12 protein-coding genes and 1 pseudogene are annotated in these 15,568 nt (G+C 70.0%); 8 read left to right on the plus strand and 5 right to left on the minus strand.

Annotated elements, in window-relative coordinates:
* Window positions 1-118: 118 nt before the first annotated feature.
* The 3 genes from AOK08_RS19525 to AOK08_RS19535 all read right to left on the minus strand — a co-directional run bounded on the left by AOK08_RS19525 (window position 119) and on the right by AOK08_RS19535 (window position 2,477).
* On the minus strand, window positions 119-826 hold the full coding sequence (locus AOK08_RS19525; RefSeq protein WP_055527569.1) for an ester cyclase: 708 nt from the start codon (window positions 824-826) through the stop codon (window positions 119-121).
* Window positions 827-919: 93 nt separating this feature from the next.
* The gene (locus AOK08_RS19530) at window positions 920-1,693 is read right to left on the minus strand and encodes an SDR family NAD(P)-dependent oxidoreductase (RefSeq protein WP_055527573.1); all 774 of its coding nucleotides are present in this window, start codon (window positions 1,691-1,693) and stop codon (window positions 920-922) included.
* Window positions 1,694-1,814: 121 nt separating this feature from the next.
* Entirely contained in the window at window positions 1,815-2,477 is a 663-nt protein-coding gene (locus tag AOK08_RS19535) for an MOSC domain-containing protein (RefSeq protein WP_055527575.1), read from the minus strand.
* Between the two features lie 136 nt (window positions 2,478-2,613).
* Between AOK08_RS19535 and AOK08_RS19540 the strand changes: the two genes are divergently transcribed.
* Window positions 2,614-3,513, plus strand: a complete 900-nt coding sequence (locus AOK08_RS19540) for a LysR family transcriptional regulator (protein WP_055527577.1) — start codon at window positions 2,614-2,616, stop codon at window positions 3,511-3,513.
* 72 nt (window positions 3,514-3,585) lie between these two features.
* Here AOK08_RS19540 and AOK08_RS19545 read toward each other — a convergent pair whose 3' ends face one another.
* Window positions 3,586-3,915, minus strand: coding sequence for a WhiB family transcriptional regulator (locus AOK08_RS19545; RefSeq protein ID WP_055527579.1), 330 nt, complete (start codon window positions 3,913-3,915; stop codon window positions 3,586-3,588).
* 403 nt (window positions 3,916-4,318) lie between these two features.
* On the opposite strand from AOK08_RS19545, the gene AOK08_RS19550 reads away from it, so the two are divergent.
* From AOK08_RS19550 to AOK08_RS19565, 4 genes are all read left to right on the plus strand, one after another.
* Window positions 4,319-4,930, plus strand: coding sequence for a response regulator transcription factor (locus AOK08_RS19550; protein ID WP_003948568.1), 612 nt, complete (start codon window positions 4,319-4,321; stop codon window positions 4,928-4,930).
* Between the two features lie 256 nt (window positions 4,931-5,186).
* Complete coding sequence (locus AOK08_RS19555; protein WP_053741094.1) at window positions 5,187-5,774, plus strand: sigma-70 family RNA polymerase sigma factor; 588 nt, start codon at window positions 5,187-5,189, stop codon at window positions 5,772-5,774.
* A gap of 142 nt (window positions 5,775-5,916) precedes the next feature.
* Window positions 5,917-7,419: an IMP dehydrogenase gene (gene guaB, locus AOK08_RS19560; protein ID WP_055527580.1), complete on the plus strand. Its 1,503-nt coding sequence runs from the start codon at window positions 5,917-5,919 to the stop codon at window positions 7,417-7,419.
* Window positions 7,420-7,535: 116 nt separating this feature from the next.
* On the plus strand, window positions 7,536-8,660 hold the full coding sequence (locus AOK08_RS19565) for a GuaB3 family IMP dehydrogenase-related protein (protein WP_055527581.1): 1,125 nt from the start codon (window positions 7,536-7,538) through the stop codon (window positions 8,658-8,660).
* Between the two features lie 554 nt (window positions 8,661-9,214).
* Here AOK08_RS19565 and AOK08_RS19570 read toward each other — a convergent pair.
* Window positions 9,215-10,423 carry a nucleotide sugar dehydrogenase gene (locus AOK08_RS19570; RefSeq protein WP_055527582.1) on the minus strand — a complete coding sequence of 403 codons (1,209 nt, stop codon included), beginning with the start codon at window positions 10,421-10,423 and terminating at the stop codon, window positions 9,215-9,217.
* 297 nt (window positions 10,424-10,720) lie between these two features.
* Between AOK08_RS19570 and AOK08_RS19575 the strand changes: the two genes are divergently transcribed.
* The 3 genes and pseudogenes from AOK08_RS19575 to AOK08_RS19585 all read left to right on the plus strand — a co-directional run.
* Window positions 10,721-12,427: a glycerol-3-phosphate dehydrogenase/oxidase gene (locus AOK08_RS19575; RefSeq protein WP_055527583.1), complete on the plus strand. Its 1,707-nt coding sequence runs from the start codon at window positions 10,721-10,723 to the stop codon at window positions 12,425-12,427.
* A 442-nt stretch (window positions 12,428-12,869) separates the two neighbouring features.
* A complete protein-coding gene (locus AOK08_RS19580; RefSeq protein ID WP_055527584.1) occupies window positions 12,870-15,062 on the plus strand; it encodes a serine/threonine-protein kinase in 2,193 nt (730 codons plus the stop codon).
* 153 nt (window positions 15,063-15,215) lie between these two features.
* Window positions 15,216-15,568: pseudogene (locus AOK08_RS19585) on the plus strand (serine/threonine protein kinase); the annotation flags it as partial.

Here is a 15,568-nt window from a genome sequence, read left to right on the forward strand (position 1 = left end):
CACGAAGAAACCCCCCGTTCCTGGCCGGAACGGGGGGTTTCTCCCTTCGCGGGCGGTCATTGACCCCCGAACGCACACACCCAACAGCTCTCTGCCCCTCTGTCTCGCTACTGTCTCTCTACTGCTCCAGCGAGTCCAGCGCCCCGAGCTGCGCCATCAGCCCCAGCCGGTCGTACTCCCACCAGCCCTCGACGATCTTCCCGTTCTCGTCGAACCGGTGGATGGTCATGCCGGTCATCGAGACCTTCTCGCCGCTGCTGGGAATCCCGAGGAAGTCGCCCCGCTGGGTGCCGTTCCATGTCCAGCGGGTGCAGACCCGGTCACCCTGGGCGATCTGGTCCAGCACGGTGAACGCGAAGTCGAAGCCCTCACGCCACATCTGGATCGTGCGCCGGGCCGCGTCCAGCCCGATGACATCCTGCTCGGCTGCCGGGTCGTGTTCGTGATAGTTCTCCACGAACAGGTCGTTGAGCGGAGGCAGTTCGCCCCTGATCGCGATCACCTCGAAGAACCGCCGCGAGGTCGCCGCGCACAACTGCTCGTCCCGCACCACGTCCAGATCCGTGAACGTCGGCATCTCGTCGCAGAGGGCGACCATCTCCCGGAAGATCCTGTCGGTCTCCGGAAGGTTCGAGTTCCGCATCGCCTCCTCGTACGACGGGAACTCCACGATCTCCACGAAGTGCGACGAGTCCGACAGATCCTTGCCGATCATCGTGTGCGTCGCGGACCGCTTTCCCTTGGTCTGCTCGACCCAGGTGTCCATCAGCCGGTTCATCTCGTCGAACCGACTGGTCTTGCAGTCAATCAGTTGTACGAATGTCATGGCGCCGCCTCCGGCCCCCCTGGGTCCGGTACCTCTCTCCATACTCCCACCGGAGTCGCGGCACCACCTCTTTCACACCGGCCCGTAACCGGGTCACTGAGGACCGTACTTCCGGCCCGTCTTCGACGAGATCCCGCCCAGCAGCGACCTGGGCGTCACCTTCACCACGCCCATCAGCGCCTTGTAACGCGGATCCGGAATCGACAGCGACTTGCCCCGGGCCAGATCGGCGAGCGCCGCCGCGACCAGTTTGTCCGCGTCCAGCCACATCCAGTTCGGGATGTTGTCCGTGCCCATCCCGGCCCGCTCGTGGAACTCCGTACGCACGAAACCGGGAGCCAGCGCCATCAGCCGCACCCCGCTGCCCGCCAGGTCCTTCGCCGCCCCCTGGGTGAACTGCACGACCCACGCCTTCGACGCCCCGTACGTACCCCGTGGCACGAAGGCGGCGACGGACGCCACATTGACGACACCCCCGCGCCTGCGCTCCCGCATGGCCTCGGTCGCCGCGCTGGTCAGCCGCAGCACGGCCTCGCAGTGCACCTTGAGCATGCGCAGCTCGTCCGCCATCGACACGTCGAGATAGCGGCCCTTGTTGCCGAAGCCGGCGTTGTTGACCAGCAGGTCGACGGGGTTCTTGCGGTCGCCGAGGCGAGCGGCCACCGCCTCGATGCCGGCGTCCGTCGCGAGGTCGGCGCTCAGCACCTCCGCCTCGATGCCGTGCCGGTCGTGCAGTTCGGTCGCCTGCTCGCCGAGCCGTTTGGCGTCCCGCGCCACCAGGACGAGATTGTGGCCGTCGGCCGCCAGCCGCCGCGCGAACGCGGCGCCGATTCCCGCGGTCGATCCCGTAATCAGAGCCGTTGTCATGGCGCAACATTAGTGACCCCGGCTGTGCGTGTCCGCCCCCCGCCCGCTCCCTCCCGATCGTGAAGTCCCTGTCTGGGGACCCGGCGTAATCCATGGTCAGCAGCCGTGCCGTTGCCACGCGTCAGCCGTACTTCCTCACATATTCGTGAGCGGCAGCCGTCGCCTCCGAATGCAGTGCCGCACCGGCCGCGAGCAGTTGGGGCATCAGTGCCCGCTCGGTGGTCAGCGCCCGGAAGTACAGGGCGACCGTCACGTCGTGGTCCGGCCGGTGCACGATGGCGACCGGGTCCCCCGCCCGTATCCCGCCCGGCTCGATCACCCGGAGATAGGCGCCCGGCGCACCCCGTTCCGTGAACCGCTTCACCCACCTTTTCTCACCCAGATGGCCCTGGAACGTCGCACAGGGGATCCGCCCGCTGGTGACCTCGAGGACCACCTCGGAACCGATCCGCCAACGCTCACCGATCAGGGCACCGGACACGTCCAGCCCCCGCGTGGTGATGTTCTCGCCGAACATCCCGTCGCTCAGCGGGCGGCCCAACTCGCGCTCCCAGTCGTCGAGATCCTCGCGTGCGACCGCGTACACCGCCTGTTCGTCGCCGCCGTGGTGCTCCTTCGAGCACACCGTGTCCCCGGCCAGACCGCTGCCGCCGATCCCCTTGGGCCCGGGCGCGGTCACCCGCACCGGTCCGTCCACCGGCCGCTTGTCGATGGCCGTGCCCTCCGGATGATCCGTGTACGGAACGGACCGAGCACGCCCCACGTTCACCGACAGCACCCGCATCACGGCACTCGCCCCCGTATTCGTCTTCGTCACTTCGCCCCCGCATTCATGACCACGACCACACGCTAAGTCAGTCTTGCCCAAAGCATCACCGCATTATTCGCCAACATCCCCAAGGATCACTTATGATCGGGAAATGATCGAAGCCCGTCATCTCCGCGTCCTGCGTGCCGTGGCCGCCACCGGCTCCTTCTCGGCGGCGGGCCGCGAACTGGGCTGCACCCAGCCCGCGGTGAGCCAGCAGATGAAAGCGCTGGAGGCCTCGGTCGGCACCCCGCTGCTCATCCGCGGAGGCCGGGAGATGCGCCTGACCCAGGCCGGCGAGGCTCTGGTGCGACACGCGGCGGGCATCCTGTCGGGGCTCACCGCGGCGGAGGAGGAGGTCGCCGCGATCGCCGGCCTGCGGGCGGGGCGGGTCCGGCTGGTCTCCTTCCCCAGCGGCAGCTCCACCCTCGTCCCTACCGCGCTCGCCGCCCTGCGCGCCGCCCACCCCGGCACCCGGGTCTCCCTGGAGGAGGCCGAACCCCCGCACTCCGTCGAACTGCTGCGCGACGGCGACTGCGACGTGGCCCTGGCCTTCCGGTACGAGGGCGCGGCCGACGCCGGTGAGTGGGACGACCTGGTGGTCCGCCCCCTCCTCACCGACCGGCTCGTCGGCCTCGTACCCGAGGGGCACCGGCTGTCCCGCGCGGAGTCGGTCGCCCTCGGTGAACTCGCCGCCGAATCGTGGATCGCCGGCTGCCCGCGCTGCCGGGGTCAGTTGGTCGAGGCCTGCGAGAACGCGGGCTTCACCCCGCGCATCGACTTCGCGACCGACGACTACCCCGCGGTGATCGGCCTGGTCGGCGCGGGTCTGGGTGTGGCGGTTCTGCCCCGGCTCGCCGTCGAGTCCGTACGGCCCAGGGGTGCGCGCACGGTGACGCTGGAGCCGGCGGTGCGGCGGGAGATCGTCGCGCTGACCCTGCCCGACCTGGCACAGGTGCCGGCGGTGGCGGCGACACTGGAGCATCTGGCGCGTGCGGCGGCGCGGGCCTGAGAAGGCCCCGGCCCCGGCCTCGACCCCGGTTCCGGCCCGGGTTCTGGTCCCGGTCGGGGAAGAAACGTTCCTTCAGTTGTTCGAACCGAGGTGCGCGCCGCCGGCCGACGCCGACACCAGCCGGTTGCGTGCCCGCCCCATCAGCTCTTCGCGCTCGTCCTCGGTCAGTCCGCCCCACACGCCGTAGGGCTCACGCACCGCCAGCGCGTGCGCCGCGCACTGCGCGCGGACCGGGCATCTCATGCAGACCTCCTTGGCCGAGTTCTCACGAGCGCTCCGTGCCGCACCGCGCTCTCCCTCGGGATGGAAGAAGAGCGAGCTGTCGACCCCGCGGCAGGCCGCGAGGAGCTGCCAGTCCCAGAGGTCCGCGTTCGGACCGGGAAGGCGGGAGAAGTCTGCCATTGCGTGTCCCCTTGTTGCCGTTCTGGGCTGAGTTGGTGCCCCCGACCGTACAACTACGATCTAAGGAGATGAAAATATGACTCATTGCGAATCTAGCCTCAGACACCAATAAAAGGGAAGAAAAACGGCTAAATGGGGCATAGGTTGTGTTGAAACGTTGAGGGTCTGTTGCGCATGTCTGCACCGTGTGCGCGCCCTCACGTAGAGTGCCGAACACGACACACGGCCCCGTAACTCTTTCGAGTGACCGTCGTTGAGAGTGCGGAGGCGGTTGGAGGAACAAGCGCTCGGACGGGCGGCAGTACCCACTGCCGGGAAAATCGGTCGAGCGTCAACCGCACAGGTGACGATTAGTACCAGCCTGGAGGCTCAAGGTGACGCGCATCAGCTGCGGAGGGCGGCCATGACATCCGTCCTCGTCTGCGACGACTCCCCGCTTGCCCGAGAGGCGCTCCGCCGCGCGGTCGCGACCGTGCCCGGTGTAGAGCGCGTGACCACGGCGGCCAACGGCGAGGAAGTCCTCCGCCGCTGGGGTGCCGACCGTTCGGACCTGATTCTGATGGACGTACGCATGCCCGGTCTGGGCGGCGTCGAGACGGTCCGGCGGCTGCTGTCCGCCGACCCCGGAGCACGCATCATCATGCTCACCGTCGCCGAGGACCTGGACGGCGTGGCGCTCGCCGTCGCCGCCGGAGCCCGCGGCTATCTGCACAAGGACGCCTCGCGCGCCGAACTGCGGGCCACGGTGACGCAGGCGCTGGCCGACCCGACCTGGCGGCTCGCGCCGCGCCGGCTGCGCTCGGCCGAGATGGGCGCCGCGCCCACGCTCACCGCGCGCGAGATCCAGGTCCTGGAGGGCATGAGCCACGGCCGGTCCAACGCGGAGATCGGACGCGAACTGTTCCTCTCCGAGGACACGGTGAAGACGCACGCCAGGCGCCTGTTCAAGAAACTCGGCGCCTCGGACCGCGCGCACGCGGTGGCGCTCGGTTTCCGGTGGGGTCTGGTCCGCTAAGTGGACCTCGCCGGGGGTGAAGAAGTCCCCGCCTGCCGCACGGTGGGCGGGGCTCGCGAAACGGCCCGCCGGGTGCCCGCTGCTCGTTTCGCCGCGGATGCCGCATCCTTGAGGTGTGGAGTTCCTCGGGGACGAGTCGGACGAGCGGAAGGGGAGGGCGCAGGAGATGAGTTCCGGCGCACCTGCTCATAACGCTTCGGTGCACAACAGCGGACGCGGTGCCACGGAGAGAGCGACGCCAAGGCACCATGGTCCGATGCGCGACGACGAGGCGGCTTATGCCCATGGGGTGATTGGTGCGCTCGTCCACCGCGCCGTCGACGGGGACGAGCAGGCAACGCACGACCTGCTCGCCCATGTCCACCCCCTCGCGCTGCGCTACTGCCGCACCCGGCTGTCCCGACTTCCGGGCGACGCGCGCCACTTCGTGGAGGACCTGGCGCAGGAGGTCTGCGTCGCCGTACTCCTCGCCCTGCCCCGCTACCGCGACACCGGACGCCCGTTCGAGGCGTTCGTCTTCGCGATCGCCGCGCACAAGGTCGCCGACCTCCAGCGCGCCGCGATGCGCCACCCCGGCTCGACGGCGGTCCCCTCGGACGAGATGCCCGAACGCCCCGACGACTCGCTGGGCCCCGAGGAGCGCGCCCTTCTCAGCAGCGACGCCGAATGGGCCAAGAAACTCATGGCCAACCTCCCCGAGAACCAGCGCGAACTGCTCCTCCTGCGCATCGCCGTGGGCCTCACGGCGGAGGAGACGGGCCAGATGTTGGGAATGTCACCCGGCGCGGTGCGCGTGGCCCAGCATCGCGCGCTGAGCAGGCTCCGGGCGCTGGCGGAACAGTAGTCCTGGCCGCTGCCTGAACGGCCGGAGCGGCGATCCCGTACGAACGTACGAAGCCTGAGGGCACCTCGAATCGTGGAATTCGGGACCCGCGCTTCCCGTTAGCATGGACATCCGCACCGATCAAGGCTTTGGGGAAGGTGTCATGACTGCCAACGTCGACGGAGTGCCCGCCAAATTCGCGACACTCGGGCTGACCTACGACGACGTGCTGCTGCTGCCGGGCGCATCCGAAGTGCTCCCCAACGCGGTCGACACCTCGTCCCTCATCTCCCGCAACGTCCGTGTCAACATCCCGCTGCTCTCCGCGGCGATGGACAAGGTGACCGAGTCGCGCATGGCGATCGCCATGGCCCGGCAGGGCGGCGTGGGCGTACTGCACCGCAACCTGTCCATCGAGGACCAGGTCAACCAGGTCGACCTCGTGAAGCGCTCCGAGTCCGGCATGGTCACCGACCCGATCACCGTCCACCCCGACGCGACGCTGGCCGAGGCCGACGCGCTCTGCGCCAAGTTCCGCATCAGCGGCGTCCCGGTGACGGACGGCAGCGGCAAGCTCCTCGGCATCGTCACCAACCGCGACATGGCCTTCGAGACCGACCGCTCGCGGCAGGTCCGCGAGGTCATGACCCCGATGCCGCTGGTCACCGGCAAGGTCGGCACCACCGGCACCGAGGCCATGGAGCTGCTGCGCCGCCACAAGATCGAGAAGCTCCCCCTCGTCGACGACTCCGGTGTCCTCAAGGGCCTCATCACGGTCAAGGACTTCGTCAAGGCCGAGAAGTACCCCGGTGCCGCCAAGGACTCCGAGGGCCGGCTGATCGTCGGCGCGGCCGTCGGGGCCAGCCCCGAGGCGCTGGAGCGCGCCCAGGCGCTCGCCGAGGCGGGCGTGGACTTCCTGGTCGTCGACACCTCGCACGGGCACAACAGCAACGCCCTGAGCTGGATGTCGAAGATCAAGTCGAGCGTCCACGTCGACGTGATCGGCGGCAACGTGGCCACGCGCGACGGCGCCCAGGCCCTGATCGACGCGGGCGTCGACGGCATCAAGGTGGGCGTCGGCCCCGGCTCCATCTGCACCACCCGCGTGGTCGCCGGCATCGGCGTACCGCAGGTGACGGCCATCTATGAGGCGGCCCTCGCGGCCCGTGTCGCCGGAATCCCGGTGATCGGCGACGGCGGCCTGCAGTACTCCGGCGACATCGGCAAGGCCCTCGCCGCCGGCGCCGACTCCGTGATGCTGGGCAGCCTGCTGGCGGGCTGCGAGGAGTCCCCGGGCGAGCTGCAGTTCATCAACGGCAAGCAGTTCAAGTCGTACCGCGGCATGGGCTCGCTGGGCGCCATGCAGTCGCGCGGCCAGGCGAAGTCGTACTCCAAGGACCGCTACTTCCAGGCCGACGTCGGCTCCGACGACAAGCTGGTCCCCGAAGGCATCGAGGGCCAGGTGCCCTACCGCGGTCCGCTGGCCAACGTGCTGCACCAGCTCGTCGGCGGTCTGCGCCAGACGATGGGCTATGTCGGCGCCGCCACCGTCTCCGAGATGGAGACCAAGGGCCGCTTCGTCCGCATCACGTCGGCGGGTCTCAAGGAGAGCCACCCGCACGACATCCAGATGACGGTCGAGGCGCCCAACTACAGCCGCAAGTAGGCGCGAGCGGTAACCGGACGTGCGAGAGGCGGTCCCGGAGGTACTCCGGGACCGCCTTTGTCGTGCCCGTCGGGGATACTGGGAGGCGCACAACCAAGGATGGAAAGGCCACACACGTGACTGAGATCGAGATCGGGCGCGGCAAGCGCGGCCGTAGGGCGTACGCCTTCGACGACATCGCCGTCGTCCCCAGCCGTCGTACGCGCGACCCGAAGGAGGTCTCGATCGCCTGGCAGATCGACGCCTACCGCTTCGAGCTGCCCTTCCTGGCGGCACCCATGGACTCGGTCGTCTCCCCGGCCACCGCGATCCGCATCGGCGAGCTGGGCGGCCTCGGCGTCCTGAACCTCGAAGGCCTCTGGACGCGGTACGAGGACCCGCAGCCGCTGCTCGACGAGATCGCCGAGCTGGACGCGGACACCGCGACCCGCCGCCTCCAGGAGATCTACGCGGCCCCCATCAAGGAGGAGCTGATCGGCGCGCGCATCAAGGAGGTGCGCGACTCGGGTGTGGTCACCGCCGCCGCGCTCTCCCCGCAGCGCACGGCCCAGTTCTCCAAGGCCGTCGTCGACGCGGGCGTGGACATCTTCGTCATCCGCGGTACGACGGTCTCCGCGGAGCACGTCTCCGGCGCCGCCGAACCGCTGAACCTGAAGCAGTTCATCTACGAGCTGGACGTCCCGGTGATCGTCGGCGGCTGCGCCACGTACACCGCCGCCCTGCACCTGATGCGCACCGGCGCGGCCGGCGTGCTCGTCGGCTTCGGCGGCGGCGCCGCGCACACCACGCGCAACGTGCTGGGCATCCGGGTCCCGATGGCCACCGCGGTCGCCGACGTGGCCGCCGCCCGCCGCGACTACATGGACGAGTCCGGCGGCCGGTACGTGCACGTGATCGCGGACGGCGGTGTCGGCTGGTCCGGCGACCTCCCCAAGGCGATCGCCTGCGGTGCCGACGCCGTGATGATGGGCTCCCCGCTGGCCCGCGCCACGGACGCGCCCGGCAAGGGCCACCACTGGGGCATGGAGGCCGTCAACGAGGAGCTGCCGCGCGGCAAGAAGGTCGACCTCGGCACGGTCGGCACGATCGAGGAGGTCCTCGCGGGCCCCTCGCACATCCCGGACGGTTCGATGAACTTCTTCGGTGCCCTGCGCCGCGCGATGGCGACCACGGGGTACAGCGACCTGAAGGAGTTCCAGCGGGTCGAGGTTACGGTGGCGGACTCTACGCATATGCGGTAGCCCGTACGACGGCATTCGGGACCTGAAAAGGGGGCCGGTCACCTGCAGAGGTGACCGGCCCCCTTTTGGCTGCCCGGAGCGGGGGCGCGTGTTGCGGGGTGCGGGCGCGCGGTTGCGTTCGGGGCAGATACGGGCTGGTCAGGGGAGTCACCGACGTCAGTGTCCTTCTTGGCGACCCGTTCTCTGGGGCGCCCCCTTCCAAGGAGCACGATTCCGGACCCGATGACCCGGGGGCCCGGCCCCGAGCTCCAGTTGAACCGTCCACCGGGCTACTGGGCGGCGTCATGGAAGGGGGCGCGCTCATGGGCCGTCACCGCAAACCCACCCGCTGGGATCGCATTCGGCTTCGGCTGGTGAAGTTCCGGAGGAGGTGTCTTTCGTGGACCTACGGTTGGTGAGCGGCCACCCCTATAGAGACTAGGGGTGGACACTCGATCACCAACAGGAGCCTGCCGCAGTACCCGCTGCGGTGGGCTCCACCTGTTTCCACGGTACCGGCGCGGGGAGCCGCTTGCCACCACCCGTGGAGCCCGCCGCGCCCCACGCGCCCCCCTTCACAACCGATGCGCCGCCCCCGTAGGCGTGGCCCCCCGCGTGTCCAGCAGTAGCTGTGCCTTCACCGACAGGCCCTGGAGGTCGTACGTGCGGTGTTGCTGGAGGAGGATCGTCAGGTCCGCGTCCGCCGCCGCCTCGTAGAAGGAGTCCGCGCGCGGGAGGGGGCGGTCCAGGACGCTCCAGGACGGGACGTGCGGGTCGTGGTAGCTGACGGAGGCGCCCAGTTCCATCAGGCGGATGGCGATCTCCTGGGCGGGGGAGCCCTGTTGGTCGGCGAGGTCTGGTTTGTAGGTGACGCCCAGGAGGAGTACTCGGGCGCCCCGGGCTGATTTGCCGTGCTCGTTGAGGAGTGTGGCCGCGCGCTGGATGACGTACTGGGGCATGTGGTTGTTGACCTGCTGGGCGAGTTCCACCATGCGCAGGGTGCGGCCGGTGTGGCCGTGGAGGTCCTGGGGGACCGCGTGGCCGCCCACGCCGGGGCCGGGGCGGAAGGCCTGGAAGCCGAACGGCTTGGTCTCCGCGCAGCGGATGACGTCCCACAGGTCGACGCCCAGGTCGTGGCAGAGGACGGCCATCTCGTTGACGAGGGCGATGTTGACGTGCCGGAAGTTGGTCTCCAGGAGCTGGACCGTTTCCGCTTCCCGGGGTCCACGCGCGCGTACCACCTTGTCGGTGAGCCGCCCGTAGAAGGCGGCGGCCGACTCGGTGCAGGCGGGGGTGAGACCGCCGATGACCTTGGGGGTGTTGGCGGGGGTGAAGTCGCGGTTGCCGGGGTCGACGCGACTGGGGGAGTAGGCGAGGTGGAAGTCGCGGCCCGCGCGGAGGCCGGAGCCCTCTTCGAGGAGGGGCCGCAGGAACTCCTCCGTGGTGCCGGGGTGTACCGGTGACTCCAGGATCACCGTGGTGTGCGGGCGCAGCCGGGCGGCGAGGGTGCGGGCGGCTGCCTCCACCTGGCTGAGGTCCAGGGTGCCGTCGGCGCCGCGCGGGGTGGGCGCGCAGATGACGGCGGTGCGTACGCGGCCGAGCTCGGCGGGGCTGACGGCCGTCCGGAAGCCCCTGGAGAGCATCCGGCGCAGTTCGGCGGCCGTCAGGGAACCGGCCTCCGGCCCGGTCTTGTACCCGAGGGTGGGGATGCCGGCGGCCACGGCGGCCTGGGCCAGCGGCAGGCCGAGATGTCCGAGTCCGATGACGGCGAGGTCTGCGGGCATGCGTGGGCCGTCCTTCCCAGTAGCCGAAGCGGGACAGGTGCGCAAGCCCTGTGGACAGAACGAGCGAGCGCAATGTCAGACTAGGAGTAAATATGACCGATATGCGTGATTGGGTGGGCGAGTTTCCACAGGTGTTTCCGTGTCGGTTGTCCACAGGCTGAGGGCGGGTGGTGGCCGAAGTCGGGCAACCCGGTCAGAATTCGGGCAGGGGGATTCGGGCAGACGCAGTCGTACGGCGGAGCCACGGTCGGCCGGTCGTACGGAGGCGGCCGGCGTGACCGACAGCGGGAGGCAGCGATGAGGACAGCGGCACTGGGACCGGCACAGCGCGCCGAGTCACTGGCAGCGATGGCCGAGCGTGAGCTGGACGTGCTGGTGGTCGGTGCGGGTGTGGTCGGTGCGGGCACCGCGCTCGACTCCGTGACCCGTGGCCTGTCCACGGGTCTGGTGGAGGCCCGTGACTGGGCGTCGGGCACGTCGAGCAGATCCAGCAAGCTCATCCACGGCGGCCTGCGCTATCTGGAAATGCTCGACTTCGCCCTTGTGCGCGAGGCGTTGAAGGAACGCGGACTGCTGCTGGAGCGGCTCGCCCCGCACCTGGTGAAACCGGTGGCGTTCCTGTATCCGCTTCGGCACCAGGGCTGGGAGCGGCTGTACGCGGGTGCCGGCGTCGCGCTCTACGACGCCATGTCGATGGCCCGCGGGCACGGGCGGGGACTGCCGGCCCACCGTCATCTGAGCCGCCGTCACGCCCTGCGTGTCGCGCCCGCCCTGAAGAAGGACGCGCTGGTCGGAGCGTTGCAGTACTACGACGCGCAGATGGACGACGCCCGCTATGTGGCCACCCTCGTGCGTACGGCGGCGGCGTACGGCGCGAAGGTCGCCAACCGCGCGCGGGTGACCGGCTTTCTGCGGGAGGGCGAGCGGGTCGTCGGAGCCCGGGTGCGGGATGTCGAGGGCGGTGGGGAGTACGAGATCCGCGCGCGGCAGGTCGTCAACGCCACCGGGGTGTGGACCGACGACACCCAGGGGATGGTCGGCGAGCGTGGACAGTTCCACGTCCGGGCGTCCAAGGGCATCCATCTGGTCGTGCCCAAGGACCGGATCCACTCCACGACCGGGCTGATCCTGCGCACCGAGAAGTCCGTGCTGTTCGTGATCCCCTGGGGCCGGCACTGGATCGTCGGGACGACGGACACCGACTGGGACCTCGACAAGGCCCACCCGGCCGCGTCCAGCGCCGACATCGACTATCTGCTGGAACATGTGAACTCGGTGCTCGCCGTGCCGCTCACCAGGGACGACGTCCAGGGCGTGTACGCGGGGCTGCGACCCCTGCTCGCCGGTGAGTCCGACGCCACCAGCAAACTGTCGCGCGAGCACACCGTGGCGCATCCGGTGCCGGGGCTCGTGGTGGTGGCGGGCGGCAAGTACACGACGTACCGGGTGATGGCCAAGGACGCGGTCGACGCCGCTGTGCACGGGCTCGACCAGCGGGTCGCCGAGTGCGTGACGGAGGACGTGCCGCTGCTGGGCGCCGAGGGTTATCGCGCGCTGTGGAACTCCCGGGCGCGGACGGCCGCGCGCACCGGCCTCCATGTGGTGCGTGTGGAACACCTGTTGAACCGGTACGGCTCGCTGGCACAGGAGGTCCTCGACCTGATCGCCGCGGAACCCGCTCTCGGGGAGCCGCTACAGGCGGCGGAGGACTATCTGCGGGCGGAGATCGTGTACGCCGCCTCGCACGAGGGCGCGCGGCATCTGGACGACGTGCTGACGCGGCGGACCCGGATCTCGATCGAGACGTTCGACCGGGGGACGCGCAGTTCCCGGGAGGCGGCGGAGCTGATGGCGCCCGTCCTCGGCTGGGACGAGGACCAGATCGAGCGCGAGGTCGAGCACTACGACAAGCGGGTGGAGGCGGAGCGCGAGTCGCAGCGCCAGCCCGACGACCTGACGGCGGACGCCGCTCGGCTGGGTGCGCCGGACATCGTGCCGTTCTGACGCCCCCGCAACTACCGGGCGCGCACGGCGCGTTTCGCACCTCCGGTGTCCTCCTGGGGGCTCAGCGGCGGTTTCCCGGTGATTCCCCGGCAGTTTTCCGAAGGCTTGCCGGCCGTTTCCAGGCCACTTCTCGAACTCCTGCGCATCACTCGAACGAGTGTCGCGAGCTGGGATCTCTGCCCGGCACCCGTCCGTTCTACGGGGTGCGAGGGCAGAACTGGGCGGCGGGCGGGGCCGGTTCCAGGTCCGGTTCCGCGCTCAGGCCGTGTTCATTCGGGAAGGGGGAAAGACAGTGACAGCAGGTGGGACGGCGATTCGACTGCCTCATGCGGTCTCCCCCGCCGCGCGCCGCCGCCCCTCCCCAGGGGCACCCGGGGCATCGGCCGGTTGTCGGGTGAGGGACAATGGAGGCTCTGTCAGGGCGGGTTGCATGAGGGGACGCATGTCGGAGGCGGAGCGGGCGGGAGCATCCCGTGAGGACAGGAGTGAGCGTCTCCTCGCCGGGCGGTACCGGCTGGGAGGAGTCCTCGGCCGCGGCGGCATGGGCACCGTCTGGCGGGCGCAGGACGAGACTCTCGGCCGGACGGTCGCCGTCAAGGAGCTGCGGTTCCCGGGCAGCATCGACGAGGAGGAGAAGCGGCGCCTGATCACGCGGACGCTGCGCGAGGCCAAGGCGATCGCGCGGATCCGCAACAACAGCGCCGTGACCGTCTTCGACGTGGTCGAGGAGGACGACCGGCCGTGGATCGTCATGGAGCTCATCGAGGGCAAGTCGCTCGCCGAGGTCATCCGTGAGGACGGGCTGCTGGAGCCGCGGCGCGCGGCCGAGGTGGGCCTGGCGATTCTCGACGTGCTCCGGGCCGCGCACCGCGAGGGCATCCTGCACCGCGATGTGAAGCCGTCGAACGTGCTGATGTCCGAGGACGGCCGGGTCGTCCTCACCGACTTCGGTATCGCCCAGGTGGAGGGCGACCCGTCGATCACCTCGACCGGCATGCTCGTCGGCGCCCCCTCCTACATCTCGCCGGAGCGGGCCCGGGGACGCAAGCCCGGCCCTGCTGCCGACCTCTGGTCGCTCGGCGGCCTGTTGTACGCGTCGGTCGAAGGCGTGCCGCCGTACGACAAGGGGTCCGCGATCGCGACCCTGACCGCCGTGATGACGGAGCAGTTGGAGGAGCCGAAGAACGCGGGCCCGCTGCGGGACGTGATCTACGGCCTGCTCACCAAGGATCCCGACAAGCGGCTCGACGACGCCGGTGCGCGCTCGATGCTCAACGCGGTGATCCACGCGCCGCAGCGCGATTCGGCCGAGCCGGAGCCGGTGGATGTCACGAAGGTCGTGCCGTTGCCGCCCGTCCCCGGTGGGAGCAAGCGGGCGGACAAGGGCGCGGACAGCGGGAGTCCGGCCGACTCGGCCGCCGGGGCCAGGCGGGGCGAGGACGCCGGTGAGCGGTTCCGGGGAGCCTTCCGCTCCGCGAAGAAGGCGGCCGTGGCTGCCGGTGCGAGTGCCGGGGCGGGGGCGGCGGTGCGTACGAAGTCCGCCGACTCTGCCGGTACCAAGGGCTCTTCCGGGGGCGGAGGAGCGTCCGGGGCCGCCGCGAATGCGGAGACCACGATCTCCGGGCCTGCGGCTGCCGCCGGTGGGGCGGACGAGGCTGTGCGGAGCGGCGGTGCGAGGGAATCCGGCAAGCCGGCCGGGGGCGCCGCCCAGCGGCCCGTTGTTCCCGGTGCCCGGGACGGCCAGGCTCGGGACAGCCGGGCGCAGGGCGGCAACGCCGGTGCGGGTGCGCGTGGTTCGGGGTGGCCCGTGGTCCCGCCGCCGGATCTGCCGCCTCGGTCCGCGCCCAGGGCGCCGCTCACCGATGTGGTGCCCAAGCGCACGCTGGTGATCGTCGTGGTCGTCGTCGCGGTCATCGTGCTCGGCGTGGTGCTGGCCCTCGTGCTCGGGGGCGACAAGTCCACCGACGGTTCCGCGGGCGGTGCGAAGAGGGGCGATGACAAGGTGACGTCCGCGTCCTCCGCCTCCGCCAGGACCAAGAAGGACGAGAGGGACAAGAAGGGCAACGGGAAGGGCGCGGGCGAGGGCGCCCATGCCGACGGCGGGCAGAGCGCCGACGTCACGAAGGGCACCGGCACCGGCTCGGGCACGGCAGCGGGCTCGGGGAACTCGCCCAGGACGTCGGCGAGTGCGTCCGGTGGGTCCGCGGGTGTGTCCCCGTACATGAGTGGGCAGGGTTTCTCCATCGGACTGCCCGAAGGGTGGAAGTACGAGTCCACGGGTGCCGCGGGGGCCAGGTTCGCGGGGCCCGGCGGGCAGAAGCTGCTCGTCGGATGGACCAGTACGCCCAAGAGCGATCCCGTGGCGGACTGGACGAACCAGGAGCAGTACATGACGCGCTCGCAGTACGACCGGATCCGCATAGCGAAGGTGAACTACCGGGGCTGGAACACGGCCGACTGGGAGTTCACCTACACCGAGGGCGGGACGCGATATCGGTCGGTGGACCGGGGGTTCGTCGTCGACGACCAACTCGGATACGGGCTCATGTACACGGCGAAAGCGTCGAATTGGGACAGTGGGCTGCGCAAGGAGACATGGCGGACCTTCACGGAGACCTTCGAGCCGAAATCGTGATGCCCGCGCTTCCGAGTTGAGGCCGTGAGATCTCGAATCCCCTCTTTGCGAATTGCCTCCGGCACGTATCGTGAGTGGTTGCGGACCGTACGCGTGCAGAACGGGACGTATGGCGAACGGAATTGAGCAGCACGGCCGGCCGGGGGAGGCATCGTGGAGGAATACGCGGGGCGGGTACTCGCCGACCGCTACCGCCTGCCGCTGTTGCCGTCCGATGAGTTCGAACAGCCCGAGACGCGGGCCTTTGACACCTACAGCGGGCAGGAAGTCCTCGTCAGGCAGGTGCCGTTGCCCGAGGTCGTCGAGGCCGAGGTGCTTGACGCGAACGGGCTGCCGGACGGTTTCGTGGCGCGGGACGGGCGTCGGACACGGGGCGCCGCCACACGGTCCGAGGCCACCCGGCGACCCGCCGACCCGACGGTACGACGGGCCATAGAGGCCGCGCAGGCCGCCGCGTCCATCCCCGACCACCCACGGCTCGACCAGGTCTTCGACGTGTTCGCGCA

Origin of the sequence: Streptomyces graminilatus, assembly GCF_001418565.1 — a bacterium.
Classification (GTDB): domain Bacteria; phylum Actinomycetota; class Actinomycetes; order Streptomycetales; family Streptomycetaceae; genus Streptomyces; species Streptomyces graminilatus.

Bases quoted from the DNA above. Each gene is read 5' to 3' on its own strand.
- AOK08_RS19525 (WP_055527569.1), bottom strand. From the start codon at position 826: ATGACATTCGTACAACTGATTGACTGCAAGACCAGTCGGTTCGACGAG.
- AOK08_RS19530 (WP_055527573.1), bottom strand. From the start codon at position 1,693: ATGACAACGGCTCTGATTACGGGATCGACCGCGGGAATCGGCGCCGCG.
- AOK08_RS19535 (WP_055527575.1), bottom strand. From the start codon at position 2,477: ATGCGGGTGCTGTCGGTGAACGTGGGGCGTGCTCGGTCCGTTCCGTAC.
- AOK08_RS19540 (WP_055527577.1), top strand. From the start codon at position 2,614: ATGATCGAAGCCCGTCATCTCCGCGTCCTGCGTGCCGTGGCCGCCACC.
- AOK08_RS19545 (WP_055527579.1), bottom strand. From the start codon at position 3,915: ATGGCAGACTTCTCCCGCCTTCCCGGTCCGAACGCGGACCTCTGGGAC.
- AOK08_RS19550 (WP_003948568.1), top strand. From the start codon at position 4,319: ATGACATCCGTCCTCGTCTGCGACGACTCCCCGCTTGCCCGAGAGGCG.
- AOK08_RS19555 (WP_053741094.1), top strand. From the start codon at position 5,187: ATGCGCGACGACGAGGCGGCTTATGCCCATGGGGTGATTGGTGCGCTC.
- guaB (WP_055527580.1), top strand. From the start codon at position 5,917: ATGACTGCCAACGTCGACGGAGTGCCCGCCAAATTCGCGACACTCGGG.
- AOK08_RS19570 (WP_055527582.1), bottom strand. From the start codon at position 10,423: ATGCCCGCAGACCTCGCCGTCATCGGACTCGGACATCTCGGCCTGCCG.
- AOK08_RS19575 (WP_055527583.1), top strand. From the start codon at position 10,721: ATGAGGACAGCGGCACTGGGACCGGCACAGCGCGCCGAGTCACTGGCA.
- AOK08_RS19580 (WP_055527584.1), top strand. From the start codon at position 12,870: ATGTCGGAGGCGGAGCGGGCGGGAGCATCCCGTGAGGACAGGAGTGAG.